Origin of the sequence: Sinorhizobium sp. NFACC03, assembly GCF_900103435.1 — a bacterium.
In the GTDB taxonomy this organism is placed as follows: domain Bacteria; phylum Pseudomonadota; class Alphaproteobacteria; order Rhizobiales; family Rhizobiaceae; genus Ensifer.
Genome location: NZ_FMXF01000006.1, coordinates 1 through 24,785, shown reverse-complemented (window position 1 = coordinate 24,785; position 24,785 = coordinate 1). Strand labels below are relative to the sequence as shown.

Below are 24,785 nucleotides of genomic sequence, written 5' to 3'. Positions count from 1 at the left end.
GCATGCACGAGAGGGATTTACGGTTAACTTCACCGCTCAAAGCTCCCGCAGGACCGGCGCCGCCTTCTGCCCGAGAATACGCCAGGTACCGGCAAGACCGATGCCGACGGTCATCACCAGCGCCCCGACGACGGTCAGGATGGCGACATCCGGCAGGAAGTCTGACGGCAACTTCATGATGCGGCTGACGACGAACCAGGCGGCAACTCCGCCGGCAAACAGCGCGAAAACCGCAGTTGCGAGGCCGAGAATGGCATATTCGTAGCTGAACGCCCGGATGAGGGTCGCGCGCGTCGCACCCAGCGTTTTCAGCACCACGGCATCATGGACGCGCGCCCGGTTGCCAGCGGCGAGCGCACCGGCAAGCACCAGGACGGAGGCGACGAGCGCCACCGCGGCGGCTGCCCGGATGGCGGTTGCCAACTGTCCAAGCAGCCCGTTCACGATGTCGAGAGCATCCTTGACCCGCACGCTTGTGATCGTCGGATAGGCGTTGGTGACGGCCTTCAGCACCGCCGCCTCCTCTTCCGGCGTCGCTGCCGGATCGATGACCGTTGCCAACCACGCATGCGGCGCACCGGCAAAGGTGTTCGGCGAAAACACCATGACGAAGTTGATCGAAAGCGATTCCCACTCGACGTTGCGGAAATTGGCGATCTTGGCGGTGATGTTGCGACCAAGCACGTTGACGGTCACGGTGTCGCCGATCTTCAGGCCGAGTTCGCCGGCCTCTTCCGCCGAGAAGGAAACCAAGGGCTCGCTACTATAGTCGGCCGGCCACCACGTGCCCGCGGAAAGCGTCGCGTTCTCCGGCTTGTTCTTGGCATAGGTGATGCCGCGGTCGCCGCGCAGCACCCACTGGCCGCCGGGCGGCACGTTGCGGCTGTTCACGTCCTCACCGTTGAAGGCAATGATCCGGCCACGCAGCATCGGCACCTCGATGACCTTGCCCTTCGGGATCGTCCGGTTGAGCACCGAGCGGAAGCCTTCGATCTCGTTGCCCTGGATATCGACGAAGAAGAAGTTCGGCGCCCGCTCCGCCATGCTGCCGGTAAGCTCGCGGCGCAGATTGCCGTCGATCAGAGCCAACGTTACAAGCAGCGCCAGCCCAAGACCCAGCGACAACACGACCGAGGACGTGAGTGCGCCGGGGCGATGGATGTTGCCGATCGCCAGCCTGAGGGCCGGCGAGTTGACCCGCGGGCTGCGGCGCGCAAGCCAGGCGATCGCGAGCGCGACGACGCGCAGGACAATGAAGGCAAAGGCGATCGCGCCCAGGAACACCAGCGAAATATAGCGGTCGTAGGCCGTCCAGATCGCGAGCCCCGCGAGCGCGGCAAGACAAGCGACGGCGCCGAGCAAATAGGGCCATGCCGGAAAGCCGGAGGGGTCGAAGCCCTGCTGGCGGAAGAGCGCGGTTGCCGGAATGGCCCGTGCCCGCCCGAGCGGCAGGATGGCAAAAGTCAGCGCCGTCAGCACGCCGAAGAGCGCGGCAAGACCGAGCGCCCCCGGATAGAGATGAAACTCCGTCGAGATCGGCAATAAATCTGCCAGGAACTGCGCTGCGATGAAGGGGATCAGCATGCCGAGGGCGAGACCGATCACGATGCCGATCAAGGCGATCATCAGGATCTGCGCGAGATAGATCATCGCCACCAGCGAGGCAGGAGCGCCCAGGCATTTGAAGGTGGCGATCACGCTGCGCTTCTGGTCGAGATAGGCGCGCACCGCGTTGGCAACGCCGACACCGCCGACGATGAGCGCCGTCAGCCCGACAAGCGTCAGGAACTGCGAGAAGCGGGTGATGTTCGCCGTCAATGACGGCGCGGCGTTGGCGCTGGTGCGGATCGACCAGCCGGCCGCCGGAAAGCGCTTCTCGGCGTCGGTGCGAATGGCCGCGAGCTGCGCCGGGCCCGCGACCTTTACCTTGTAGCTGTGCTCGACAAGGCTTCCTGTCTGCACCAGGCCGCTCACGGCCAGCGCCTCGGCCGAGACCATCAGGCGGGGGGCAAAGCCGAAGCCGTCGGACAAGGCGTCCGGCTCGCGCACGATCGTGCCGGAGATCCGGATCCTGGCGTTGCCGAGAAGGATCTCATCTCCCACCTGCACGCCAAGACGGTCGAGCAGCAGCGGCGCCACGACGGCGCCAAAGGTCTCGCCATCGCGCGCCAAAAGCTCATGCAGCGGACGGCTCGGCTCGCTTTCCAGCGCGCCGTAGAGCGGGTAGGCGGCATCGATCGCCTTCAGTTCGACCAGCGCCTGGTTGGATCCGTCGGGCAACCGCGCCATCGACCGCAAGCCGGCGGAAACCGCGACGGTTCCGAGACTGTCGAGATAGGCGCGCTCGTCCGCGGTCGCCACGCGATTGTTGAGCTCGAAGCGGATGTCGCCGGCGAGCAGTTCCTGCCCCTGCGTCGCGATCGTCGCGGTGATCGATTGCGACAGCGAATTGACGCCGGCAATCGCCGCGGTCCCGAGCGCGATGCAGGCGAGGAAAATGTAGAAACCTCTAAGCCCGCCGCGCATTTCGCGCAGTGCCAGGCGAAGGGCAAGCAGCGGCCGCAGCCGAACCGATGACGCGCCGCTCATGCCGAGGCCGCCTCCTGGCGCGGCGTCACCGCAAGCGGCCCCGCCTCGCCGCCGGCGACAATCTCGCCGGAGCGGACGCGGACTTGCCGCACGCAACGTGCGGCAAGAGCCGCATCATGCGTCACGAGAACGAGTGTCATGCCGCGGTCACGCTGTTCGGCGAAAAGCAGATCGGCGATCTGGCGTCCGGTTTCGGCGTCGAGGTTGCCCGTCGGCTCGTCGGCGATTAGCAGTTTCGGCGAAGGCGCCAAGGCGCGAGCGATCGCCACGCGCTGCTGTTCGCCGCCGGAAAGCTGGCCGGGATAGTGGCTGAGCCGCTCGCCGAGACCGACGGCGACGAGTTCCTTGCGCGCGATCTCGAAGGCGCCGGCCACATTGGCGAGTTCGAGCGGCACCGCGACGTTTTCGAGCGCGGTCATGTTGGGGATGAGGTGGAAGGACTGGAAGACGATGCCGATGTTGCGCCCGCGGAAGTCCGCCACCCGGTCCTCGTCAAGCCGATGCAACGGCGTACCGTCGATGACGATCTCACCGCTATCCAGCCGCTCGAGCCCGGCAAGCACCATCAGCAACGTCGACTTCCCCGAACCCGACGGACCAACGATCCCGACGGACTCGCCGGCATCGATCGTGAGGCTCATGCCCTTCAGCACGTGCACCGAGGCCGCCGCCTCCCCGAGCGTCAGATCCGCGTTTTTGAGTTCGATGATGGTGCTGGCCAAGCGAAACAACCCTATATGAACGAAATGGGGAACAGAAACGGCATTCGGGATTTAGGAACAGGCCCATGGCATTAAAAGGATTTCAACGGGTTTTCTTGGCACTGACGATGACAATTGCGTTATCATCGGCAGCACGCGCCGAGACGATCAGCCTCGTGGGGTTCGGCGACAGCCTGATGGCGGGCTATCAGCTCCCGCCGCAGGACGCCTTCCCCGCTCGGCTCGAAAAGGCGCTCAAGGAAAAGGGCCTGGACGTGACGATCGCGAACGCCGGCGTTTCCGGCGACACTTCATCCGGCGGTCTTGCCCGCATCGACTGGTCCGTGCCCGATGGCACGAAGGGCGTGATCCTCGAGCTTGGCGCCAACGATGCGCTGCGTGGTATCCCGCCGGAAGAGACCCGCAAGAACATCGAGGCGATGATTACACGTCTCAAGGACCGCGGCATCCCGGTGCTGCTCGCGGGCATGATGGCACCGCCGAACATGGGCGCCGACTATGCCGCCCGCTTCAACCCGATCTTTCCGGAGCTTGCCGAAAAATATGGGCTGGAACTCTACCCGTTCTTCCTCGACGGCGTAGTGACCGAGGCGAAGCTCAAGCTGGAAGACGGCATGCATCCCAATGGCGACGGCGTCGGCGTAATGGTCGAGAAGGCACTGCCTATCGTCGAACGCTTTCTGGCAACCTTGAATAAGACGGAGTGATGACATCGTCCACAGTTAAGGGAACGTTAATATTCGTAAGTGTCAAATACTAGTTGCGTGCAGACTCGATGCGTGATTCGCTGAGACATCTGCAAGAGATTCGGGGAGCTCGCCATGCCGAGACTATTCACCGCCCTCGAAATTCCGCGCAATGCAGCAATGAGTCTTTCGTTGCTGCGCGGAGGACTTCCCGGAGCTCGCTGGATAGATGTGGAGAACTACCACATCACCTTGCGCTTCATCGGTGACGTCGACTGGCGCACCGCCGACGAGATCATCGACAAGCTCGATCGGATCGAAAGACCGGAATTCCAACTGCAGCTGACCGGCACCGGCGCTTTCGGCTCGAAGAAGCCGCATTCCGTCTGGGCCGGCGTCAGCAACCACCCGGAAATGTACGCCCTTCAGGCCGAGATCGAGCGCATCTGCCAGCGGCTCGGGCTCGGGCCGGATCCGCGAAAATTCACGCCGCATGTGACGCTCGCCCGGCTGCGCTCAAGCCGCGTCGAGGATGTGGTCGAGTACCTCTCCGGACGCGGTAATTTCATGACTTCGCTCTTCACCGTCTCGCGCTTCGTGCTTCTGTCATCGCGCGACTCGGTCGGTGGCGGGCCATACCTCACGGAAGAGGTCTTCCCGCTTCACGAGGCGCGGTCACCGAACCTTTCGAGCAACGACGAGCACCCGGCTTCGAGCATCTGGTAGAGCGCCTCGAAGGCTTCTGGCCCTTCGTAATAGGGGTCCGGGACATCCTGATTGCGGGCGGACGCATAGTCGAGGAAGAGATGCACCTTCTCGGCCGCATCGGCGGGCGCCAAGCGCTTGAGCGTGCGGACATTGTTTTCGTCCATGCCGAGGATCAGGTCGAAATCCCGGAAATCGTCCGGCCGAACCTGGCGCCCGCGCAGCGCAGAGATGTCGATCCCGCGCCGCCGCGCCGCCTGGATCGAGCGGTTGTCGGGCGGATCGCCGATGTGCCAGGCACCGGTTCCGGCCGAATCCACCTGCAGCGCTGGTGCCAATCCCTTTTGCTCGGCCAATGCGCGCAGCACACCCTCGGCCAGCGGCGACCGGCAGATATTGCCGAGACAAACGAAAAGAACTCTGACCGGTTTCATGCTATTCAATTTCGACAGGACTGGAGATTGATGCGCATTTATACGCAGCAGCTCGGCCTTCGAACAGGTCGATGTGTGGGAGAGAGACGATGACTGCGGAAAAGCTCGACGAGGCAACGATTGCCGAAAACCTGCACAAGATGGAAGGCTGGGTGCGAGCCGAAGACGGCAACTCGATCTGGAAGGCGTTCCGCTTCAAGAACTTCGTCGAAGCCTTCGGTTTCATGACCGAGTGCGCGATCGTCGCCGAAAAATTCAACCATCATCCCGAATGGTTCAACGTCTACAATCGCGTGGACGTAACCCTGACCACCCATGATGCCGGTGGGCTGACGGAACTCGACTTCAAATTGGCGGCGCGCATGGACAAGGCGGCGGCCGGCCGGATGCCGGATCATTTGAAATAGCACGGCCGATCCCCATATTGAGAAACGCCAGAGCATCCCGCTTTCAAGCGGAAAGCGGATAAGATGCTCTGGAATCAAAATGCAGAGCGCCGGAAGCGGGACGATGGACGACATCAAGATCGGTGAAATTCTCTTGCCAGGCGAAGAATCCGAGCAGGAGCGCCGGGAAAAGCGCGTGAAGCGACGCTTCTGGCCGACCTTTCGGCGCGCTGCCCGGCAGATCCCGTTCAGCCGCGATCTCGTCGCCGCCTATTACTGCGCGATTGACCCGAAGACGCCGACACGCACCCGCGGCATTCTGCTCGCAGCGCTCGCTTATTTCGTGCTGCCGCTCGACTTCCTGCCCGACGTGCTGGCAGTGGTCGGTTTCTCCGACGACGTGGCGGTGCTGACCGCGGCCTTCGCCGCCATCAGCGGACAGATCAAGGAAACGCACTATACCAAGGCCGACGAGACGCTGGCCGACACGCCCGAGGGCTGATGTTGAAAGCCGGCCGCCAGGTTGTGGCGCCCCATTCCTGCCCGAAAGTCAAACTCTTGCCCGAATCTTTGTGGCATAGACTTGCAAATGACGCTGGTCGCACGGTTAGGCGCGGCTGGCGCCATGTAATGGCTTGGGGCAGGAAACCTTCTGGAACAGCATTCCGAGGCGACGCGCATCCGGCATCGACCCTTGGTTCGCTCACCGCGAATCATCGGGTGAAAGACGCTGGGGCAGATGGGGCAAACCGCCCCATTTCGGGGCTAAACCCGCGGTTTTCAGCCTTCGTTGACGGTTTGGTAACCTGAATTAAGTCAAAACAAATCAAATCATGACTACGCGTCGCCCGTCTGACCTGTTTCGGGTGATCGAAAAGCAAGAAAAGCGGCAGGACCTCATGTTTGTAAGAAAGATCGCAACCGCAATCGCACTCGTTCTGGCAACCGCCAGCATGGCTGCCGCTCAGTCTCCGACGCGCATCCAGCAGTTCAACGCCTGGGGCGCCTATTCCTACAACGCCGGCGGCGGCAAGGTCTGCTACGTCCTCTCGGTTCCGAAGGAAAAGAGCCCGGCCGGCGTCGACCACGGCGACATCTTCTTCCTCGTATCCCAGCGCCCGGGCCAGAACATCAGCTATGAGCCGCAGGCGATGATGGGCTACCCCCTTCAGGAAAACTCCAAGGTCAACGTCGTCATCGACGGCCGCACCTTCGTGATGTTCACCAAGGGCAACTCCGCCTGGGTGGAAAACGCGGCCGAAGAACCGGCGCTCGTCGCCGCGATGAAGACCGGCAAGGCGATGTCGGTCAACGCCAAGTCGCGCAAAGGCACGGCCACCTCCTACTCCTATTCGCTCTCGGGCATCTCGGCTGCGCTGAAGCAGATCGAAGCCTGCAAGTAGTCCAGGCATGTCACGCAGTGTGCAGCGGTCTTGCGGCACAACAGGCGTGAAAGCCATGGCGAAGAACCAGACATTGGGCCGGCTGCGAAGCCGGCCTTTTGCGTTCAAAGGGTCTGCCTCGTGACTCCTGGCCAAAACAATGCTAAAGCGCGGCCCAACTTGAGAGCCTCCGCGCCCTGATTGGCCGCTTTCGATGGCTCGACCGATTTCAATTCGCGCATCAGGACGAACTCCGGACCCGCTCTCCGGACGGCCTCACGCCCGTACGACAGGACATCACGAGCATGGCAGCCACTGAAATTCTGAACCGGGTGGAGATCGCTAAGGCGCCGCAGGTGCGCACGGCACCGCAGGCGGAGAAGCCGTCGCTGATCGGCCTTCTGCGCGAGCACATGGCCAAGGCGCTGGTCGAGAAGGGCATCCCCGAGCGCCAGGTCAAGATGCGCGTCAGTCAGCTCTGGCACTGGCTCTACGTGCGCGGCGTCTCCGACTTCGACCACATGACGAACGTGTCGAAGGACATGCGCGAGATGCTGAAGCAGCATTTCACCATTGCCCGGCCCGAAATCGTCGAGGAACAGATCTCCGGCGACGGCACCCGCAAGTGGCTGTTGCGCTTCCCGGCTCGCGGCGCCGGCCGCCCGGTCGAGATCGAGACCGTCTACATTCCCGAGGAAGGCCGCGGCACGCTCTGCATTTCAAGCCAGGTCGGCTGCACGCTCACCTGTTCCTTCTGTCATACCGGCACGCAGAAGCTGGTGCGCAACCTGACCGCCGAGGAAATCCTCGCGCAGCTGCTGCTCGCCCGCGACCGGCTCGGCGACTTCCCGGAACGCGACACGCCGCAGGGTGCGATCGTTCCGGCCGAAGGCCGCAAGATCACCAACATCGTCATGATGGGCATGGGCGAGCCGCTCTACAATTTCGAACAGGTGAAAACCGCGCTGCTGATCGCCTCTGATGGCGAGGGCCTGTCGCTCTCCAAGCGCCGCATCACTCTTTCGACCTCCGGTATCGTGCCGGAGATCTATCGCACCGGTGAGGAAATCGGCGTCATGCTGGCGATCTCGCTGCATGCGGTGCGCGACGACCTGCGCGACATGCTGGTGCCGATCAACAAGAAGTACCCGTTGAAGGAACTGATGGACGCCTGCCGCGCCTATCCGGGGCTTTCCAACGCCCGCCGCATCACCTTCGAATATGTGATGCTGAAGGACGTCAACGACAGCCTCGAAGACGCCAAGCAACTGGTGAAGCTCTTGAAGGGCGTGCCGGCAAAGATCAACCTTATCCCCTTCAACCCATGGCCGGGCACCAACTACCAGTGTTCCGACTGGGAGCACATCGAGAAATTTGCCGACTTCATCAACCAGGCCGGCTACGCCTCACCGATCCGCACCCCGCGCGGTCGCGACATCCTTGCCGCCTGCGGCCAGCTGAAGTCGGAATCGGAGCGCATGCGCAAGGTCGACCGCCTCGCCTTCGAAGCAATGATGATTGCCAATCACGGCGAGGACTGAGACGAACCGCCTGCATCGCTGCAGTTCTGCGATCCCGGCACACCGGGATCGATGAAGAACTTTGATGGGTGATGCAGTTCCTATCGATTGATTTCATGTCACCGGTTTCCTAAGAAAGCGGGAAATCAATTGGAGGACAACCCATGCGCTCACTTCTCATCGCCCTTGCCGCCACGGTGGCATTCACCCTGCCCGCCCGTGCCGATGAGGTGACCGTCGCCGTAACCGCGATCGTCGAGCATCCGGCGCTCGATGCCGCCCGCGACGGCGTGAAGGATGCGCTGGCCTCCGCCGGCTACAAGGAAGGCGAGAACCTCAAGTTCATCTACGAGTCGGCCCAGGGCAACCCGGCAACCGCTGCGCAGATCGCCCGCCAGTTCGCCGGCGAGGCACCGAACGTGATCGTGCCGATCTCGACGCCGTCCGCCCAGGCGGTCGTTTCCTCGACCCGCGACATCCCGGTCGTCTTCACCGCCGTTTCCGACCCGCTCGGCGCCCAGCTCGTCAAGGACATGGAAAAGCCCGGCGGCAACGTCACCGGCCTCTCGGACATGTCGCCGGTTGCCGAACACGTGGCGCTGATCAAGGAGATCCTGCCGAACGCCAAGTCGATCGGCTATCTCTACAATTCCGGTGAAGCCAACTCCGTTTCGCTGCTTGCAGTTCTCAAGACCGAAGCCGAAAAGGCCGGCCTGACCGTCGTCGAATCCGCCGCCACCAAGTCGGCTGAAGTCCAGGGTGCGGCCCGCGCCCTCGTCGGTCGCGCCGATGCGATCTACGTGCCCACCGACAACACGATCATCTCCGCGCTGGAAGGCGCCGTCGCTGTCGCTGAAGAAGCCAAGCTGCCGCTCTTCACCGCCGACACGGATTCGGTTGCCCGCGGCTCGCTCGCAGCCCTCGGCTTCAACTACTACGACGTCGGCAAGCAGACCGGCGAAGTCGTCGTGCGCATCCTCAAGGGCGAAAACCCCGGCGACATCGCCGTGAAGGTCGCCGCCGGTTCCGACCTGGTGATCAACAAGAAGGCCGCCGAGAAAATGGGCGTCACCCTTCCGGAAAGTGTCGTAAAGCGCGCAACGCGCGTCGTTGAATAAGGCTTTCGGCCTTTTCAGGTTCAAGTTTGTTGCGTTTTGCCCGCCTCCGTTCCATACGGGGGCGGTTCGCTATGAGGGGCCTGCATCCTTGGGATTGAGGGGCCGCTCCGAAGTTCTAAGCCGCACATGCGCCCGGCCACAGATGGCCCCATGTGCCAGGCGGGAGCGTCGCGCCCATAAGGACAACCACGCGCGACACGTAGAAAAGAGGGTCTGGGGTTGAGTCTAATCGCTTTCTGGGGAGCCGTGGAACTGGGGCTGGTCTACGCCTTTGTTGCCGTCGGCGTCTTTCTTGCATTCCGGGTACTCGATTTCCCCGACCTGACCGTCGACGGATCGTTTCCGCTGGGCGCCGCCGTCACCGCCGTGCTGATCATTGCAGGCGTCAACCCATGGCTTGCCGCCTGCGTGGCGATGGTCGCGGGGGCTGCCGCCGGCATCGTCACAGCGATGCTCAATGTGCGCTTCAAGATCCTCAACCTGCTCGCCTCGATCCTGACGATGATCGCGCTGTTCTCGGTCAACCTTCGCGTCATGGGCAAGCCGAACGTCGCGCTGATCAATGCCGACACGATGCTGTCGCCCTTCTACGGTCTCGGTCTTCGTGATTTCTACGTCCGGCCGCTGTTCATCGGCGTGCTCGTCGTCATCGCCGTCATCGTGGTCTGGCGTTTCCTTGAAAGCGATGCCGGTCTTGCGATGCGTGCCACTGGCGCCAATGCCCGCATGGCTCGCGCACAAGGCGTCGACACCAACCGCCAGATCTACCTGGGCATGGCGATCTCCAATGCGCTCGTCGCCTTCGGCGGTGCGCTCTTTGCCCAGACCAACGGTTTCGCCGATGTCACCTCGGGCGTCGGAACCATCGTCGTCGGCCTTGCCGCCGTCATTATCGGCGAGACGCTGCTCGGCGCGCGCGGCATCCTGATCGCACTGATCGGCTGCGTGCTCGGCTCGATCCTCTACCGCATCGCCATTCAGTTGGCGCTGTCGACCGACATGCTCGGGCTGCAGGCCTCCGACCTTAACTTCGTCACCGCCGCGCTCGTCACCTTCGCCCTCGTCCTTCCCCGCCTGCGTCGTGGAGGTGCGGCATGATCAGCGTCAACAACATCCAGGTCGTCTTCGGCAAGGGTACGCCGCTGCAGAAGCAGGCGCTGAATGGCGTTAGCCTGACGATCGAACAAGGCTCCTTCGTCACCGTCATCGGCTCCAATGGCGCCGGCAAATCGACACTTCTCGGCGTGCTCGCCGGCGATGTGCTGCCGAGCGAAGGCCAGGTGATGATCGGCAAGACCGATGTCAGCCGCAAGGGCACCGCCGCCCGCGCCGGCCTCGTCGCCCGTGTCTTCCAGGATCCGCTGACCGGCAGCTGCGGCGCGCTCTCCATCGAGGAGAACCTGGCACTCGCCGCCAAGCGCGGCGAGGCGCGCGGCCTGACTGCCGCGCTCGGCCCCAAGCGCCGCGAGCATTTCCGCGAGCGCATCGCCGAACTCAACCTCGGCCTTGAAAACCGCATGGGCGATCGCATGGATCTGCTCTCCGGCGGCCAGCGCCAGGCGGTTTCGCTGGTCATGGCGACGCTCGCGGGTTCCGAAGTGCTGCTGCTCGATGAGCACACCGCAGCGCTCGACCCGGGCATGGCCGAGTTCGTGATGAACCTCACCCAGAAGATCGTCTCGGAGCGCAAGCTGACGACGATGATGGTCACCCATTCGATGCGCCAGGCGCTCGATTACGGCCACCGCACCATCATGCTGCACGGCGGCGAGATCGTACTCGACGTCGCCGGCGACAGCCGCAAGGAATTGCAGGTCGAGGACCTGATCGCCATGTTCCGCCGCATCCGCGGCCAGACGCTCGACGACGACGCCCTGCTGATCGGCTGATCCGGTCTGCCTGTCTCGCGGTCACAGCCGGCCCCTCATCTGCCTGCCGGCATCTTCTCCCCGTTGCCACGGGGAGAAGAGACAAGTGGCAGCCTCTCAGTCCTTTTTCGGCAGAGGGCGTGGGTTGCAACCTATGACCGCTTCACACTTCGCCTGAAAGCACCCCCAACAATCACCGTTTCCGCCGAACAGTGCGGCACGTGTTCTTCTCCCCGCAAGCGGGGAGAAGATGCCGGCAGGCAGATGAGGGGCGAAACTGTCCGCTTACCGCGCCGTCGTCATGAAGATCTTGACCGCAAACACCGAAAAGACCCCGGCGAAGCTGTAATCGAGCGCTCGCATCACGCCCCTGTTGCGCTGCAGCCAGGAGGCCAGCCAATCGGCGGTGAACACCACCAGCATATTGACCGGCATGCCGATCAGGATGAACAGCAGGCCGAGGAACAAAAGCTTGCCGGTGACCGAAGGATCGTCGGCGCTGACGAACTGCGGCAGGAAGGTCATGAAGAAGATGATGACCTTGGGATTGAGCAGGTTCACCCAGAAGCCGGCCGAAATGTTGGCAAGCGCGGTGCCCTCCGTGACCTCGACCTTCTGAACGGAAATGCTCGAACCAAAGCGGATCGCCTGCACCGCAAGCCACAGAAGATAGGCGGCACCACCGGTCTTGAGGATGGTGAAGGCGGTGGGCGAAGCGGTGATCAGCGCCGAAATGCCGAAGGCGACGAGAAGCGTATGCACGACGATGCCGAAGCTGGTGCCGAGCACCACGAAGAGTGCCGCCTTCTTGCCCTGAGCCAGAGCCCGGCTGATCGAAAGCGTCATGTCCGGGCCGGGCGTCGCCGCCAGAAGCAGCGTTGCGGCGGCGAAGGTGGCGAGGGTCGGCAGGCCAGGAATGAAGTCCATCGTCAGTCACCTCGGGGCAAGATCGCCCCCTCTAACGCCACGCCTTCGCTTTTGCCAGCGGATTCGCGCCATGGCGCGTTCTAGCGCTTGTATCGCCGCAGGTTCTGGCTAAAGTGCCGCAGATTTGCACGCGGCATCGCCGCCCTCCCCAAGACCAGACGGACGGAAACCATGGCATCGCATAAAGACGTGAAAAAGGTCGTTCTCGCCTATTCGGGCGGTCTCGACACCTCGATTATCCTGAAGTGGCTGCAGACCGAACTCGGCGCGGAAGTCGTCACCTTCACCGCTGACCTCGGCCAAGGCGAAGAGCTCGAGCCGGCGCGCAAGAAGGCCGAAATGCTCGGCATCAAGGAGATCTACATCGAGGACGTCCGCGAGGAATTCGTCAAGGATTTCGTCTTCCCGATGTTCCGCGCAAATGCCGTCTATGAAGGCGTCTACCTGCTCGGCACCTCGATCGCACGCCCGCTGATTTCCAAGCACCTGATCGACATCGCCAAGAAGACCGGTGCCGACGCCATCGCCCATGGCGCCACCGGCAAGGGCAATGACCAGGTTCGCTTCGAGCTTTCGGCCTATGCTCTGAACCCGGATATCAAGATCATCGCTCCCTGGCGCGACTGGTCGTTCAAAAGCCGCACCGACCTGCTCGAATTCGCCGAGAAGCACCAGATCCCGGTTGCCAAGGACAAGAAGGGCGAGGCGCCGTTCTCCGTCGACGCCAACCTGCTGCACTCCTCCTCCGAGGGCAAGGTTCTCGAAGATCCGGCCCAGGAAGCCCCGGAATACGTGCATATGCGCACGATCTCGCCGGAAGCCGCTCCGGACCAGGCGACCGTCATCAAGATCGGCTTCGAGCGTGGTGACGCCGTCTCGATCAACGGCGTGCGCCTGTCGCCCGCCTCTCTGCTTGCCAAGCTTAACGAGTACGGCCGCGACAACGGCATCGGCCGTCTCGATCTCGTCGAGAACCGCTTCGTCGGCATGAAGTCGCGCGGCGTCTATGAGACCCCCGGCGGCACGATCCTGCTCGCCGCGCACCGCGCGATCGAATCGATCACGCTCGACCGGGGTGCCGCACACCTCAAGGACGAGCTGATGCCGCGTTACGCCGAGCTGATCTACTACGGCTTCTGGTTCTCGCCGGAGCGCGAAATGCTGCAGGCAGCGATCGACAAGAGCCAGGAGCATGTCGAGGGCGAAGTGACGCTGAAGCTCTACAAGGGCAACGTTATGACCATCGGCCGCGAAAGCGACAAGTCGCTCTATTCCGACAAACTCGTCACCTTCGAGGACGACCAGGGCGCCTACGACCAAAAGGATGCCGCCGGCTTCATCAAGCTCAACGCGCTGCGCCTGCGCACGCTGGCTGCGCGCAACCGCTAAGTCGGTAAGCGCTGAAAGACAAAGCCTCCGCGATCCGTTCGCGGAGGCTTTTTTGTTTCCGCTACTCCGCCGCCTCCAGCAGCGGATCCTCGCGGTCAACGGCCGCCGCCAGCGGCTTCAGCCGAACCGTCCGGCGATACCAGACATAGCTGAGGATAGAGACGAGGCCGAAGCTCGGAATGATCGTGCCGAGTGCCAGCACCGGGACCCCCACCGCAGCGGCGATCGCGCCACCGAGCAGGCCTGAGCCCATCTGGACGAAGCCCATCATCGCGGATGCCGTGCCGGCGATATCGGGAAAGGGCGCCATCGCCGCCGTCATCATGTAGGGCATGACGAAGGCGATGCCGAAGGCATAGATGCCAATCGGCAGCATGACCGAGAGGAAACTCGGCGCAAGTGCATGCATGCTGTAAGCAAGGATCAGGCTGGCGAGACCGATGAAGACGAGGCCGGCCGGTACCAGCGCCTGCGGTGTGAAACGACGCATCAAGAGCCGCACAACCACCGTTCCCGAGAAGAACAGGCCTGACTGCATCAGCATGCCGACGCCGAACTCGGTGGGCGTCAGGCCGACTTCGTTGATGAGCACGAAAGGCAACATCGTCGCCCAGGCGTAGAGCGCGCCGACCGCTCCGCCGATGACGAGCGTCGAGGTGACGAAGCGGCTGTCGCTCACCAATCGCCGATAGGCCGCAAGGATCGGCTTCAGGTGGCCCTTGGCCGGGTCGGGTGTCACGGTCTCGGCCATGAAGAACTGCACGGTGAGGCAGGCCATGGCGGCAAAGCCGACCATCAGGAAAAAGATCGACTGCCAGCCGAAAAGGCCGAGCGCCAGGCCGCCGAGGGTCGGCGACACCGCGGGCCCGAGCGCCAGCATCATGCCGATCATGTTCATGATGCGCGCCGCTTCGGTGCCGGTGAACTGGTCGCGCACGATCGCGCGCGCCACCGTCATGCCGACGGAAGCACCGATGCCCTGTACCAGGCGTCCGGCAAGCAGCACCGCGACCGACGGCGCAAAGGCAGCCATCAGGCTGCCGACGAGATAAATCGCCATGAAGATCAGCGTCGCGCGGCGGCGCCCGATGACGTCGGACAGCGTGCCGGAAACGAGCTGGGCAAAGGCGAAGCCGGCGAAATAGAGCGACAGCGTCATCTTGATCGCCGCTTCGCTCGACGAAAACGCCCGCACCAACTCCGGCATGGCCGGCGTATACAGAGCCATGGAAACAGGCCCGAGCGCCACCAGGAACGCCCCGATGATGCTGGTGCGCCGCTCGCTCATGCGACGCGTCATTGCGAGGCTCCGGACTTGTCCTCGGACTTCTCGCCAGTTTCCTTGCCGGCGAGACACGGATCAAGCTCACGCAAGTTGTCGCGCAGGATGCGCAGATTGGCGCAGAGAACCTCGCGCGTCGCCTCGTCGAGCCCGGCAGTATAGGCGTCCATCATCTCCCTGAGCCCCGTCATCAGCTCGGTGAGCAGCGGACCGGCCTTCTCGGTGATGACGACGTTCTTGGCGCGGCGATCCGCCGGATCCGGCACGCGGGCAACAAGGCCCATCGCCTCCAGCCGGTCGAGATAGGCCGAAAGCGTCATCGGCTCGATGCCCATGCGGGTGGCGATTTCGGCCTGTTTGATACCCTCTTTCAGCACCACCTGGATCAATGTGCGCGCTTCGCCGGGCGTGATGCCCAGATCCATGGCATTGACCTTGCGGTCGAAAGCCCCGCGCAAAAGGCGCGAGACATCCGTGAGCAGCATTCCGATGGTTTCGGATTCAAGTTTGAAGGGCATCAGGATCGTTCACAAATGATATAATAAGCTTTTCTTATCATATCCCCTGACGCCGTTCAACACGCCCCTGGTTGCGGCTAGCCTTCGAGCTCCTCGCGCAGCATTTCGAGCTCCAGCCATTCCTCCTCCATGCGGGCGAGATCCGCACGAAGCTTCTCCAGTTCCTGCGCGAGCTTCGCAAAGGCGTTTGGATCTTTTGTGAAAAGCTTGGGATCAGCCATCTTTTCTTCGCGCTTGGCGGCCTCGGCCTCTGCCTTGGCGATCTCCTTCGGCAGGTTTTCGAGCGCGAATTTCTGCTTGTAGGAAAGCTTGCCCTTGGCGGCCTTCGGCGCATCGGCGGCGGGTGCAGCGGCGTCGGCTTTGGCCTTTTCCGCCTTCTCTGCCTTGCGCTTCTCTTCAATCGCGCCCTTGCGCTGCGCCATCATGTCGGAATAGCCGCCGGCATACTCGATCCAGCGGCCATCCGGCTCCTCCGGGTTTGCCGGCGCGATCGTCGAGGTGACCGTACGATCGAGAAAGTCGCGGTCGTGGCTGACGAGGATGACCGTTCCGGCAAAGCCGGCGACGATCTCCTGCAAGAGGTCCAGCGTCTCGATGTCGAGGTCGTTGGTCGGCTCGTCGAGGATCAGAAGATTGGTCGCCCGCGAAAGGATGCGCGCCAGCATCAGCCGAGCGCGCTCGCCACCCGAGAGCTCGCGGATCGGCGTGCGCGCCTGTTCCGGCTGGAACAGGAAATCCTTCATGTAGCCGGTAACGTGGCGCTGCTCACCGTTGACAAGCAGGTTGTCGCCGCGCCCGTCGGTCAGGTAATGGGCCAGCGTATCGTCCAGGTTGAGGTCTTCGCGCTTCTGGTCGAGCGTCGCCATTTCGAGGTTGGTGCCGAGCTTGACGGTGCCTGTGTCCGGCTCGATCTGCCCGGTCAGCATCTTGAGGAGCGTCGTCTTGCCCGCACCGTTCGGGCCGACGAGACCGATGCGGTCGCCGCGATGCACTCGGATCGAGAAGGGCGCGACGATGGTGCGGTCACCATAGGCCTTGCTGATCTTCTCCGCCTCGATCACCAGCTTGCCGGATTCCTTGGCATCGGCTGCCGTCGCCTGCACGGTCCCCTGCGGCCCCTTGTGGCCACGATAGACCGCCCGCATGCTCTGCAGCTCGCCGAGACGGCGCATGTTGCGCTTGCGCCGGGCCGTCACGCCATAACGCAGCCAATGCTCCTCGCGCTCGATCGCCTTGCCGAGCTTGTGCTGCTCCAGTTCCTCAGCCTCCAGCACCTCGTCGCGCCAGGCCTCGAAATGGGCAAAGCCGCGATCGAGCCGGCGCGACTGGCCACGATCGAGCCAGACGGTCGCCGTCGAGACCTTCTCCAGGAAGCGCCGGTCGTGCGAGATCAGCACCAGCGCCGAACGGCTGCGGGTAAGCTCATCTTCCAGCCATTCGATCGTCGGCAGGTCGAGATGGTTGGTCGGTTCGTCAAGCAGCAGGATGTCAGGTTCCGGCGCCATGACGCGCGCCAATGCCGCACGGCGCGCCTCACCGCCCGAAAGGCGCGTCGGGTCTTCTTCGCCGGTCAGGCCCAGATGCTGCAGCAGGTAGGCGACGCGATAGGGATCGTCGCTCGGGCCGAGACCGGCTTCGGCATAGGCCTGCACCGTGTCGTAGCCGTCGAAATCCGGCGCCTGGTGCAGATAGCGGATGGTCGCTGAGGGATGGCGGAACACCTCGCCCGACTGTGCCTCTGAAAGGCCCGCGGCGATCTTCATCAAGGTCGACTTGCCCGAGCCATTGCGCCCGACAAGGCAGATGCGATCGCCCGGTTCCACTTGCAGATTGGCACCGGCAAGCAGCGGCGCGCCGCCGAAGGTCAAGAAGATATCGTCGAGTTTCAGAATTGGGGGCGCCAAGGCTCAGGCTCCGGAAAGATCATAGGGGCGGGCAAGCACGATGGCGCGTCCGCTCTTGAGGCTGAAGCGAAGGGGACCCTCCGCAACGTTGGAAACGGTTCGGGACGATCCGAACGGCAGGGTGAAATCGTCAAGCGGATAGCGCGCATTGACGATCGAAAGGCCGGTCAGCTCGGTCAATCCCAGCACGGAAAAGAGACAACCTTTCGGCAGGTCGAGATCGAGCGTGCCTGCCAGCAGCGGGTAGGCTTCTTCCTCGCCCGAGGTCATCAGCACCGAAAGCCCGCGCTCGGCAAGCGCTGCGGCCTGCAGCAGGTGCAGGAAGGCATGGTCGCTGCGGCTGCCGCCAAGCGCGCCGGCAAAGATCAGCCGATCAGCGCCGCGGGACAACGCAGCCTCGACCGCGATCTCGCCATCCGTCGCAGCCTTTGCCGCCGGGTAGGGCTCGCGTGGAACGGAGGCGAACTCGGACAGCAGGGCGTCTTCGGTCGAATCGAAATCGCCGACCCAGACATCCGGCACGACGCCGAGCAAGCGGGCATGGCGCATGCCGCCGTCAGCGGCAACGAAGCGGCTGCCGCTGAGCTGCTCTGTCAGCCGGCTGGTCACCGAGAGGGCGCCGCCAAGCAATATGGTGAAGGTCGATCGAGCCATGGCAATGCCCATAGCGCAAAGGATCGCGGAAGGAAAACGAAGAAAACCGCAAACCGCTGCGATCGCAGCAATTTGCCGAAGCCGTCAGTGTCCTTCCGGCACCGGTTCCGGGAATAGCATGCCGGCATAGATCCCGGGTGTTGAATCGGGAATTTCGATCGCGCCGGCCACGCGCTCGTAGAACTTCGCCGGGCCGACGCCACCGATGACCGCATAGCCGTAGCCCGCCTCGCGCATCGCCGTCAGGCTTGCAAGCAGCAGCGCCTCGCCGATGCCCTGCCCACGCATACCTTCATCGACGCCGGTTGGGCCGAAGAAGCCGAGCGCTGTCACGTCGTGGCAGGCAAAGCCGACGATCTTTTCGTCGTGCACCGCGACGTGCATGCGTGTCGGGGTCGAGGAGAAGGCAGCTTCCGCTTCGCCTGCCCAGCCGGCGCCAAACGTCTTTTCGATCCAGGAGACCACCAGACGGCGTTCCGGCGCCATGGCGCGACGGATGCTGATGCCTGAACCAAGCCGCGACTGGGGCTCTGCCGGAAGGGCATAAAGTCGAACTAGCATATCTGGCATGGGATTTCCTCCTTGCGGCCAAGCGTGATGGTGTCATAGCGCAGTTGCCGGTTGGCGAAAACGCCCGACAGAAAATGGGCTCGCCCCATGCGTCGCCCATTCCAAACACCGCTTGCCATGGAGCCGCCGCAGCGGTAAATCTCTTGCCGCTCTAACGGGGTGCCTCCCGACCGCATGGCGGCCGGAGGCTGAGAGGCGTCAAAACGCCAACCCGCGGAACCTGATCCGGCTCATACCGGCGGAGGGATTAGACGCGATCGCACCGATACGCCCTTTTCCCGTGCAACAACGAACTTTGGGAGAGGTGCTTCGCATGTCCAATTCATCACAGCTCAAAATACTTAGCCGGCTAGCGCTGGCCGCAAGCGCAAGCCTTGTTTTCACCGGTTATGCCGCCGCTGCCGACAAGACGCTGACCGTCTACACCTATGAAAGCTTCATCACCGAATGGGGGCCGGGCGCCAAGGTGGCGGAAGCCTTCGAAAAGACCTGCGAATGCAAGGTCAACTATGTCGGTGTTGCCGATGGCGTCGAACTCTTGACGCGCCTAAAGCTCGAGGGTGCTGCCTCGAAGGCCGACATCGTGCTCGGTCTCGACACCAACCTCGTGGCGGAAGCAAAGGCAACGGGCTTCTTCGCACCGCATGGCATCGAAGCGAAGGACCTGAAGGTGCCCGGCAACTTCTCCGACGACACCTTCCTGCCCTATGACTACGGCCATTTCGCCGTCGTCTACGACACCGAGACGCTGAAGACACCGCCGAAGAGCCTCAAGGAACTGGTCGAAGGCGACGCGTCGCAGAAGATCGTCATCGAGGACCCGCGCACCTCGACGCCGGGCCTCGGATTGCTGCTTTGGGTCAAGGCGGTCTATGGCGACGAGGCGGGTGCTGCCTGGGCGAAGCTCAAGGACCGTGTTCTGACCGTCACCCCCGGCTGGTCGGAAGCCTATGGCCTCTTCACCAAGGGCGAAGCGCCGATGGTGCTCTCCTACACCACCTCGCCCGCCTACCACATGGTCGCTGAGAACACCGAGCGCTACCAGGCGGCCACCTTCTCGGAAGGTCACTACATCCAGATCGAAGTCGCCGGCATGACCAAGAGTGCCAAGGAGCCGGAACTGGCAAAGCAGTTCCTCGCGTTCATGACCGGTCCGGAATTCCAGTCGATCATTCCGACAACCAACTGGATGATGCCGGTCGCAGCAACCAAGGAGCCGCTGCCGGACGCCTTCAACAAGCTGGTCAACCCGGAGAAGACCTTCCTGCTGCCATCGGAAGAGGTCGCGAAGAACCGCAAGGCCTGGATCGACGAGTGGCTTGCTGCCATGAGCAAGAACTGAGGCCGGATTGTTCGCACTTCGCGAAAACCGCATGACTGTTGTCGCCGGGGCGATTTGCCTCGGCGCCTTCCTGCTCTTCGTCGGCCTGGCGATCGCCGCCTTGCTCGCCCAAACCGGCGGCACGGACGAAGGCACTCTGTTCGACGCCTATATCTGGCGCGTCACCCGCTTCACGCTGCTGCAGGCAAGCCTTTCCACTCTGCTGTCCGTGCTCTTCGCGATACCGGTGGCGCGGGCGCTGGCGCGGCGGCCGCGTTTCTTCGGCCGGATCTGGCTGTTGCGGCTGATGGCGCTGCCGCTCGGCCTGCCCGTTCTCGTCGGCGCACTCGGGCTGATCGAGATCTGGGGACGCCAGGGCTTCCTCAATTCCGGCCTGCGCTGGCTCGGCCTCGAGCAACCGATCAGCATCTATGGCCTGTTCGGCATCCTGCTTGCCCATGTCTTCTTCAACATGCCGCTTGCGGCGCGCCTGTTCCTGGCCGGCCTCGAGCGCATTCCCGCCGAATACTGGCGCAGCGCTGCCAATCTCGGCATGCCCTCCCGAGCGCTCTTCCGCTTCATCGAATGGCCCGTCCTGCGCGGCCTGTTGCCGGGCGCGGCCGGCCTCGTCTTCATGCTCTGCGCCACCAGCTTCACGCTCGTGCTGACGCTTGGCGGCGGGCCCGCTGCCAGCACCATCGAGGTCGCGATCTATCAGGCGCTGCGCTTCGATTTCGATCCGCCACGCGCCATCGCGCTGTCCGGCCTGCAGATCGCCATGACCGGCGTCCTGCTTCTCATCCTCAGACGTCTGGCAACGGATCCGGAAGAGGGCATGACCGGCGGCCGAACCGTTCGACGCTTCGATGGCACAACGACAGCGGCGCTGTTCAACGATGGCGCCTGGATCATCCTGGCATTGCTCTTCCTCATCGTCCCGTTGATTGCGGTGGTCGTCTCCGGCCTGCAGGCCGATCTTCTGAAGCTCGCGCGCGATCCGAGCGTGCACCGGGCACTGATGACGAGTGCGGCGATCGCGCTCGCCTCGGCACTCGCCTCCGTCGCCATGGCGGCCGTGATGATCCGCGCCGCGGCGACGGTCACCGCGCCACGCCATGCGGGCGCGCCGGCACACGGCCTTGCCGGTGCGATCGGCGCCAGTACCTCGCTGATCCTGCTGGTGCCGCCTGTCGTGCTCGGCGCCGGCTGGTTTCTGCTCCTTCGCCCCTTCGGCGATGTCGCGCGCTTTGCGCCTGCCATCGTCGTGGCAATCAACGCCCTGATGGCGCTTCCTTTCGTCCACCGCATCCTGGCGCCGGCCATGGCGACGCACGCGGCGCGTTCCGAGCGGCTGACAGCGAGCCTCGGCATCCGCGGTTTTCATCGCCTGCGATGGATCGACCTTCCGGCGCTCCGAAGGCCACTGCTGATGGCGCTCTCCTTCGCCATGGCGCTATCGCTCGGCGATCTCGGCGCCGTCGCCCTGTTCGGCTCGCAGGACATGGTGACGCTTCCCTGGCTGCTCTATAGCCGCATGGGCAGCTACCGCACCGCCGATGCGGCCGGCCTCGCCCTCTTCCTCGGGCTTCTCTGCCTGATCTTCACCATCCTCGGCACAGCGGAAGACGTCCGCCGGCGGGAAGGACGCAAAGCATGACCGAGCCCAACGCTGCCATAGAACTGCGCAATGTCGAGATTCGTTTCGAAACGACCACGCTGCACTTCGATTGCACTATCGCTGCCGGCGGCATCGTCGCCGTTGCCGGCGCCTCCGGTTCCGGCAAGTCGACGCTCTTTCACCTCATCGCAGGCTTTGAAGATGCCGACCACGGCGAGATCCGTGTCCTCGGCCAGAACGCTGCCAACCAGGCACCTTCGGAGCGTCCGGTCTCGATGATCTTCCAGGACAACAATCTCTTCGCCCATCTCGATGTCGCGACCAATGTCGGCCTCGGTATCGACCCGGCACTTCGCCTGACGGACGAAGATCGGAAGAGGATCGAGGACGCGCTTCGCCGCGTTGGGCTTGAAGGCTTCGGACGAAGGCTGCCGCCTACGCTTTCCGGCGGCGAACGCCAGCGGGTCGCGCTTGCCCGCGCACTTGTGCGGCACCGCCCCCTCCTGTTGCTGGATGAACCATTTGCTGCCCTCGACCCCGGGATGCGCACCGGCATGCGCACGCTTCTTGGCGAACTGCACGCGGAAGAAGGCAACACCATTCTGATGATCACGCACCATCCCGAAGACGTGAAGGCGTTGGCCGATAGCGTGCTTTTTCTCGACCAGGGGCGTATCATTGCACACGATATGCTCGACCGCTTCCTGGAGCGGCGCGACAATGCGGCAATCGACCGCTTTCTTGGCAACGCGTGACGGTGGGGCCGGTTTCTCCTCGCCCTCAGCCGATCGCCACAATTTGACCGCGGCGCCGTGCGACGCGCGAAATATCCGGCCGGGAGCGCGAATATTCGCGCATCCGTTGCCGTGATACCACGGGGCAACTATTTCTACCGAGACAAACTAGGCAGGTGGCGCTGAAATCAGATACAGCAAGACCAGGGCTGAACGGTCGCGGCGGAGCAACGCTGCCGGACTGAAAAAGTAGGACTTTCAACGCTGTCGTTCCATTGCCCCGCTGCATGCGGGTGGAGCGACAGACGGGAAACGGGCTGAGGCATGGAGAGGCATACAGTCACACACGACCGGTTCCCGCCGAAACGCGGACGGCTGCGTGCACGCGCCGTGGTTGCACTGATCGCGACCGCGCTTCTCTCCGCATGCCAGTCGGTGATCGAGCAATCCTACGAGCCGACAGTTTCGCCCTCGTCCAATCCGCAGATTGTCGACGAGGTCCAGAAGAACGATCCGCGCGCGAAGATGGGCGCACGCGAACATCCGCGCATCGTCGCAAGCTACGGCGGCGAATACAAGGACGCGAAGACCGAACGGCTGGTCGCCCGCATCGCCGGAGCGCTGACCGCCGTCTCGGAGAACCCGCAACAGTCCTACCGCATCACCATCCTCAATTCGCCGGCGATCAACGCCTTTGCGCTGCCGGGCGGCTATCTCTATGTCACCCGCGGCCTGCTGGCCCTTGCCAATGATGCCTCCGAAGTCGCCGCCGTGCTCTCGCACGAGATGGCGCACGTCACCGCCAACCACGGCATCGAACGTCAGCAACGCGAGGAAGCGGAAGTCATCGCCAGCCGCGTGGTCTCCGAGGTGCTGTCGTCCGATCTCGCCGGCAAGCAGGCGCTCGCCCGCGGCAAACTGCGGCTTGCGGCCTTCTCGCGCAACCAGGAGCTCCAGGCCGACGTCATCGGTGTGCGCATGCTCGGCGAAGCCGGCTACGATCCTTACGCCGCCGCACGCTTCCTGGACTCGATGGCAGCCTATAGCCGCTTCACCGCCGTCGATCCGGAATCCGACCAGAGCCTCGACTTCCTGTCGAGCCACCCGAATGCACCGCAGCGTGTGGACCTTGCGCGCAGGCATGCCCGCGCCTTCGGGCCGGAAGGCACCAGCGGCGATCGCGGCCGGGACTATTACCTCGCCGGTATCGACGGCCTGCTCTACGGCGACAGCCCCCAGGAAGGCTATGTCCGCGGCCAGACCTTCCTGCACGGCCAGCTCGGAATCCGTTTCGACGTGCCGACCGGCTTCCAGATCGACAACAAGGCAGAAGCGGTCCTTGCGACCGGACCCGGTGACATCGCTGTGCGCTTCGACGGCGTGGCGGATACGGGCGGTCGCAGCCTGACCGACTATATCGCCAGCGGCTGGGTCACCGGCCTGCAGCCCGACACGATCAGGCCGATCAACATCAACGGTCTGGAAGCCGCGACCGCGCGTGCCTCGGCCGATCGCTGGGATTTCGATGTCACGGTCATCCGCATCGACACCCGCATCTACCGCTTCCTGACCGCCGTTCCCAAGGGTTCGAACGCGCTCGAGCCGACAGCGAACCAGCTGCGCAGCTCGTTCCGCCGCATGACGCAGGGCGAGGCCCAATCGCTGAAGCCTCTGCGCATCCGCGTCGTAACGGTAAGGCCCGGCGAGACGATCGCAACGCTTTCCGCCCGCATGATGGGGACGGATCGCAAGCTGGACCTGTTCCGGGTGATCAATGCGATGCAGGTCACCTCGACAGTGAAGCCGGGCGACAAGGTCAAGATCGTTTCCGAGTAAGCACGGCACCAAGGCGCATATGCTGCTGAAGGCTCCGGCCTTCGCTGCTGCGCCAGACCTCGATGTTCGAACACAGGGCAGTGCCTCGGATTGAGGTCCAAGCCCGTACGACTATGCCCCTGAGGCCTACAGCGCCGCGCGTCCTGTCAGACACGCAAAGGCACTTTGAAGTGCTGCATGGTTTTGTCCTTTGACCGGCTACGGCCAAAGAAAACATGCACGGCTAGAGCATTTCACTGTTTCATTAAAACAGCGAATTGCTCCAACTGTTTGAAATTGCGCAATTCCGGACGGAAAACCGTTTCGCACTTTTCCTGGAATTGCTTGTCTTATGACATTGGCTGCCGAACAGGTCAGAACGGAACCGCTGCGGGAGGGTCGCCGCCCTCCCGCAGCGGCGAGGGTCGGATCGTTGGAATTGCGGACCTTTTGATGGGTCGAGCTAGAGTCGGATCGCCCTCGTCTTTCCCTTGAGGCCTGAACGGATACCCGGAGTTCGGCTCCGGATGACAAGCACAGGACAAGCGAAAGATGATGAACGATAGCATCGGGGTCGACATCTCGAAAGACCATCTCGACGTCCACAGGCTGAGCGACGGTGTGAGCCGGCGCTTCGCCAACG

The 24,785-nt window shown here is 63.4% G+C and carries 23 protein-coding genes and 1 riboswitch; of the genes, 14 read left to right on the top strand and 9 right to left on the bottom strand.

The window, feature by feature from the left end; translation table 11 throughout:
* Positions 1–36: 36 nt before the first annotated feature.
* The gene (locus tag BLU35_RS11055) at positions 37–2,589 is read right to left on the bottom strand and encodes an ABC transporter permease (RefSeq protein ID WP_057254908.1); all 2,553 of its coding nucleotides are present in this window, start codon (positions 2,587–2,589) and stop codon (positions 37–39) included.
* The gene (locus tag BLU35_RS11050; RefSeq protein ID WP_057255089.1) at positions 2,586–3,311 is read right to left on the bottom strand and encodes an ABC transporter ATP-binding protein; all 726 of its coding nucleotides are present in this window, start codon (positions 3,309–3,311) and stop codon (positions 2,586–2,588) included. Before BLU35_RS11050 ends, BLU35_RS11055 begins: the two co-directional genes overlap by 4 nt.
* Positions 3,312–3,376: 65 nt before the next feature.
* Here BLU35_RS11050 and BLU35_RS11045 point away from each other — a divergent pair, with 65 nt between their 5' ends.
* Together BLU35_RS11045 and thpR are read left to right on the top strand one after the other, a co-directional pair.
* Positions 3,377–4,018: an arylesterase gene (locus BLU35_RS11045; RefSeq protein ID WP_057254907.1), complete on the top strand. Its 642-nt coding sequence runs from the start codon at positions 3,377–3,379 to the stop codon at positions 4,016–4,018.
* Between the two features lie 114 nt (positions 4,019–4,132).
* Positions 4,133–4,723 carry an RNA 2',3'-cyclic phosphodiesterase gene (gene thpR, locus BLU35_RS11040; RefSeq protein WP_057254906.1) on the top strand — a complete coding sequence of 197 codons (591 nt, stop codon included), beginning with the start codon at positions 4,133–4,135 and terminating at the stop codon, positions 4,721–4,723.
* Here the strand turns inward: thpR and BLU35_RS11035 are convergent.
* Positions 4,660–5,136, bottom strand: a complete 477-nt coding sequence (locus tag BLU35_RS11035; protein WP_057254905.1) for a low molecular weight protein-tyrosine-phosphatase — start codon at positions 5,134–5,136, stop codon at positions 4,660–4,662. The genes thpR and BLU35_RS11035 overlap by 64 nt on opposite strands.
* 89 nt (positions 5,137–5,225) lie before the next feature.
* Here BLU35_RS11035 and BLU35_RS11030 point away from each other — a divergent pair, with 89 nt between their 5' ends.
* The 7 genes from BLU35_RS11030 to BLU35_RS11000 all read left to right on the top strand — a co-directional run bounded on the left by BLU35_RS11030 (position 5,226) and on the right by BLU35_RS11000 (position 11,431).
* Positions 5,226–5,543: a 4a-hydroxytetrahydrobiopterin dehydratase gene (locus BLU35_RS11030; protein ID WP_057254904.1), complete on the top strand. Its 318-nt coding sequence runs from the start codon at positions 5,226–5,228 to the stop codon at positions 5,541–5,543.
* A 103-nt stretch (positions 5,544–5,646) separates the two neighbouring features.
* The gene (locus BLU35_RS11025; RefSeq protein ID WP_057254903.1) at positions 5,647–6,024 is read left to right on the top strand and encodes a YkvA family protein; all 378 of its coding nucleotides are present in this window, start codon (positions 5,647–5,649) and stop codon (positions 6,022–6,024) included.
* A 397-nt stretch (positions 6,025–6,421) separates the two neighbouring features.
* Complete coding sequence (locus tag BLU35_RS11020; protein ID WP_057255088.1) at positions 6,422–6,925, top strand: invasion associated locus B family protein; 504 nt, start codon at positions 6,422–6,424, stop codon at positions 6,923–6,925.
* Positions 6,926–7,209: 284 nt separating this feature from the next.
* A complete protein-coding gene (gene rlmN / locus BLU35_RS11015) occupies positions 7,210–8,445 on the top strand; it encodes a dual-specificity RNA methyltransferase RlmN (RefSeq protein WP_093233073.1) in 1,236 nt (411 codons plus the stop codon).
* 143 nt (positions 8,446–8,588) lie between these two features.
* Complete coding sequence (locus BLU35_RS11010; RefSeq protein WP_058325743.1) at positions 8,589–9,542, top strand: ABC transporter substrate-binding protein; 954 nt, start codon at positions 8,589–8,591, stop codon at positions 9,540–9,542.
* Between the two features lie 219 nt (positions 9,543–9,761).
* Positions 9,762–10,640, top strand: coding sequence for an ABC transporter permease (locus BLU35_RS11005; protein ID WP_057254900.1), 879 nt, complete (start codon positions 9,762–9,764; stop codon positions 10,638–10,640).
* Positions 10,637–11,431: an ABC transporter ATP-binding protein gene (locus tag BLU35_RS11000; protein WP_058321678.1), complete on the top strand. Its 795-nt coding sequence runs from the start codon at positions 10,637–10,639 to the stop codon at positions 11,429–11,431. Before BLU35_RS11005 ends, BLU35_RS11000 begins: the two co-directional genes overlap by 4 nt.
* Positions 11,432–11,695: 264 nt before the next feature.
* Here the strand turns inward: BLU35_RS11000 and BLU35_RS10995 are convergent, their stop codons facing one another.
* The gene (locus tag BLU35_RS10995; RefSeq protein ID WP_058321677.1) at positions 11,696–12,337 is read right to left on the bottom strand and encodes a LysE family translocator; all 642 of its coding nucleotides are present in this window, start codon (positions 12,335–12,337) and stop codon (positions 11,696–11,698) included.
* A gap of 171 nt (positions 12,338–12,508) precedes the next feature.
* On the opposite strand from BLU35_RS10995, the gene BLU35_RS10990 reads away from it, so the two are divergent.
* On the top strand, positions 12,509–13,726 hold the full coding sequence (locus BLU35_RS10990) for an argininosuccinate synthase (RefSeq protein ID WP_057254897.1): 1,218 nt from the start codon (positions 12,509–12,511) through the stop codon (positions 13,724–13,726).
* Between the two features lie 61 nt (positions 13,727–13,787).
* Here the strand turns inward: BLU35_RS10990 and BLU35_RS10985 are convergent, their stop codons facing one another.
* From BLU35_RS10985 to BLU35_RS10965, 5 genes are all read right to left on the bottom strand, one after another.
* Positions 13,788–15,026 (bottom strand): multidrug effflux MFS transporter, encoded by a 1,239-nt coding sequence (locus BLU35_RS10985; RefSeq protein WP_058325744.1) that lies wholly within the window; start codon positions 15,024–15,026, stop codon positions 13,788–13,790.
* The gene (locus BLU35_RS10980; RefSeq protein WP_093233072.1) at positions 15,023–15,526 is read right to left on the bottom strand and encodes a MarR family winged helix-turn-helix transcriptional regulator; all 504 of its coding nucleotides are present in this window, start codon (positions 15,524–15,526) and stop codon (positions 15,023–15,025) included. Before BLU35_RS10980 ends, BLU35_RS10985 begins: the two co-directional genes overlap by 4 nt.
* A 77-nt stretch (positions 15,527–15,603) precedes the next feature.
* Positions 15,604–17,430, bottom strand: a complete 1,827-nt coding sequence (locus tag BLU35_RS10975; protein ID WP_093233071.1) for an ABC-F family ATP-binding cassette domain-containing protein — start codon at positions 17,428–17,430, stop codon at positions 15,604–15,606.
* Between the two features lie 3 nt (positions 17,431–17,433).
* Entirely contained in the window at positions 17,434–18,084 is a 651-nt protein-coding gene (locus BLU35_RS10970) for a thiamine diphosphokinase (protein ID WP_057255087.1), read from the bottom strand.
* A gap of 84 nt (positions 18,085–18,168) precedes the next feature.
* Positions 18,169–18,654 carry a GNAT family N-acetyltransferase gene (locus tag BLU35_RS10965; RefSeq protein ID WP_057254893.1) on the bottom strand — a complete coding sequence of 162 codons (486 nt, stop codon included), beginning with the start codon at positions 18,652–18,654 and terminating at the stop codon, positions 18,169–18,171.
* A gap of 145 nt (positions 18,655–18,799) precedes the next feature.
* A riboswitch (TPP riboswitch) is annotated at positions 18,800–18,918 on the top strand.
* A gap of 49 nt (positions 18,919–18,967) precedes the next feature.
* Here BLU35_RS10965 and thiB point away from each other — a divergent pair.
* The 4 genes from thiB to BLU35_RS10945 all read left to right on the top strand — a co-directional run bounded on the left by thiB (position 18,968) and on the right by BLU35_RS10945 (position 24,163).
* Positions 18,968–19,996, top strand: a complete 1,029-nt coding sequence (thiB, locus tag BLU35_RS10960; protein ID WP_058321672.1) for a thiamine ABC transporter substrate binding subunit — start codon at positions 18,968–18,970, stop codon at positions 19,994–19,996.
* A gap of 31 nt (positions 19,997–20,027) precedes the next feature.
* Entirely contained in the window at positions 20,028–21,632 is a 1,605-nt protein-coding gene (gene thiP, locus BLU35_RS10955; protein WP_058325753.1) for a thiamine/thiamine pyrophosphate ABC transporter permease ThiP, read from the top strand.
* On the top strand, positions 21,629–22,348 hold the full coding sequence (gene thiQ / locus BLU35_RS10950; RefSeq protein WP_093233070.1) for a thiamine ABC transporter ATP-binding protein: 720 nt from the start codon (positions 21,629–21,631) through the stop codon (positions 22,346–22,348). The genes thiP and thiQ overlap by 4 nt, the downstream gene beginning before the upstream one ends.
* A 303-nt stretch (positions 22,349–22,651) precedes the next feature.
* The gene (locus BLU35_RS10945; RefSeq protein WP_057254890.1) at positions 22,652–24,163 is read left to right on the top strand and encodes a M48 family metalloprotease; all 1,512 of its coding nucleotides are present in this window, start codon (positions 22,652–22,654) and stop codon (positions 24,161–24,163) included.
* Positions 24,164–24,785: the final 622 nt, after the last annotated feature.

Excerpts from the sequence above, each read along its gene's own strand:
- thiB (WP_058321672.1), top strand. The coding sequence starts at position 18,968 with ATGTCCAATTCATCACAGCTCAAAATACTTAGCCGGCTAGCGCTGGCC.
- BLU35_RS10945 (WP_057254890.1), top strand. The coding sequence starts at position 22,652 with ATGGAGAGGCATACAGTCACACACGACCGGTTCCCGCCGAAACGCGGA.
- BLU35_RS10995 (WP_058321677.1), bottom strand. The coding sequence starts at position 12,337 with ATGGACTTCATTCCTGGCCTGCCGACCCTCGCCACCTTCGCCGCCGCA.
- BLU35_RS11055 (WP_057254908.1), bottom strand. The coding sequence starts at position 2,589 with ATGAGCGGCGCGTCATCGGTTCGGCTGCGGCCGCTGCTTGCCCTTCGC.
- thiP (WP_058325753.1), top strand. The coding sequence starts at position 20,028 with ATGACTGTTGTCGCCGGGGCGATTTGCCTCGGCGCCTTCCTGCTCTTC.
- BLU35_RS10980 (WP_093233072.1), bottom strand. The coding sequence starts at position 15,526 with ATGCCCTTCAAACTTGAATCCGAAACCATCGGAATGCTGCTCACGGAT.
- rlmN (WP_093233073.1), top strand. The coding sequence starts at position 7,210 with ATGGCAGCCACTGAAATTCTGAACCGGGTGGAGATCGCTAAGGCGCCG.
- BLU35_RS11030 (WP_057254904.1), top strand. The coding sequence starts at position 5,226 with ATGACTGCGGAAAAGCTCGACGAGGCAACGATTGCCGAAAACCTGCAC.
- BLU35_RS10990 (WP_057254897.1), top strand. The coding sequence starts at position 12,509 with ATGGCATCGCATAAAGACGTGAAAAAGGTCGTTCTCGCCTATTCGGGC.
- BLU35_RS11020 (WP_057255088.1), top strand. The coding sequence starts at position 6,422 with ATGTTTGTAAGAAAGATCGCAACCGCAATCGCACTCGTTCTGGCAACC.
- BLU35_RS11000 (WP_058321678.1), top strand. The coding sequence starts at position 10,637 with ATGATCAGCGTCAACAACATCCAGGTCGTCTTCGGCAAGGGTACGCCG.
- BLU35_RS11025 (WP_057254903.1), top strand. The coding sequence starts at position 5,647 with ATGGACGACATCAAGATCGGTGAAATTCTCTTGCCAGGCGAAGAATCC.
- BLU35_RS10985 (WP_058325744.1), bottom strand. The coding sequence starts at position 15,026 with ATGACGCGTCGCATGAGCGAGCGGCGCACCAGCATCATCGGGGCGTTC.
- BLU35_RS11045 (WP_057254907.1), top strand. The coding sequence starts at position 3,377 with ATGGCATTAAAAGGATTTCAACGGGTTTTCTTGGCACTGACGATGACA.
- BLU35_RS10970 (WP_057255087.1), bottom strand. The coding sequence starts at position 18,084 with ATGGCTCGATCGACCTTCACCATATTGCTTGGCGGCGCCCTCTCGGTG.
- BLU35_RS11010 (WP_058325743.1), top strand. The coding sequence starts at position 8,589 with ATGCGCTCACTTCTCATCGCCCTTGCCGCCACGGTGGCATTCACCCTG.
- BLU35_RS11035 (WP_057254905.1), bottom strand. The coding sequence starts at position 5,136 with ATGAAACCGGTCAGAGTTCTTTTCGTTTGTCTCGGCAATATCTGCCGG.
- BLU35_RS10965 (WP_057254893.1), bottom strand. The coding sequence starts at position 18,654 with ATGCCAGATATGCTAGTTCGACTTTATGCCCTTCCGGCAGAGCCCCAG.
- thiQ (WP_093233070.1), top strand. The coding sequence starts at position 21,629 with ATGACCGAGCCCAACGCTGCCATAGAACTGCGCAATGTCGAGATTCGT.
- thpR (WP_057254906.1), top strand. The coding sequence starts at position 4,133 with ATGCCGAGACTATTCACCGCCCTCGAAATTCCGCGCAATGCAGCAATG.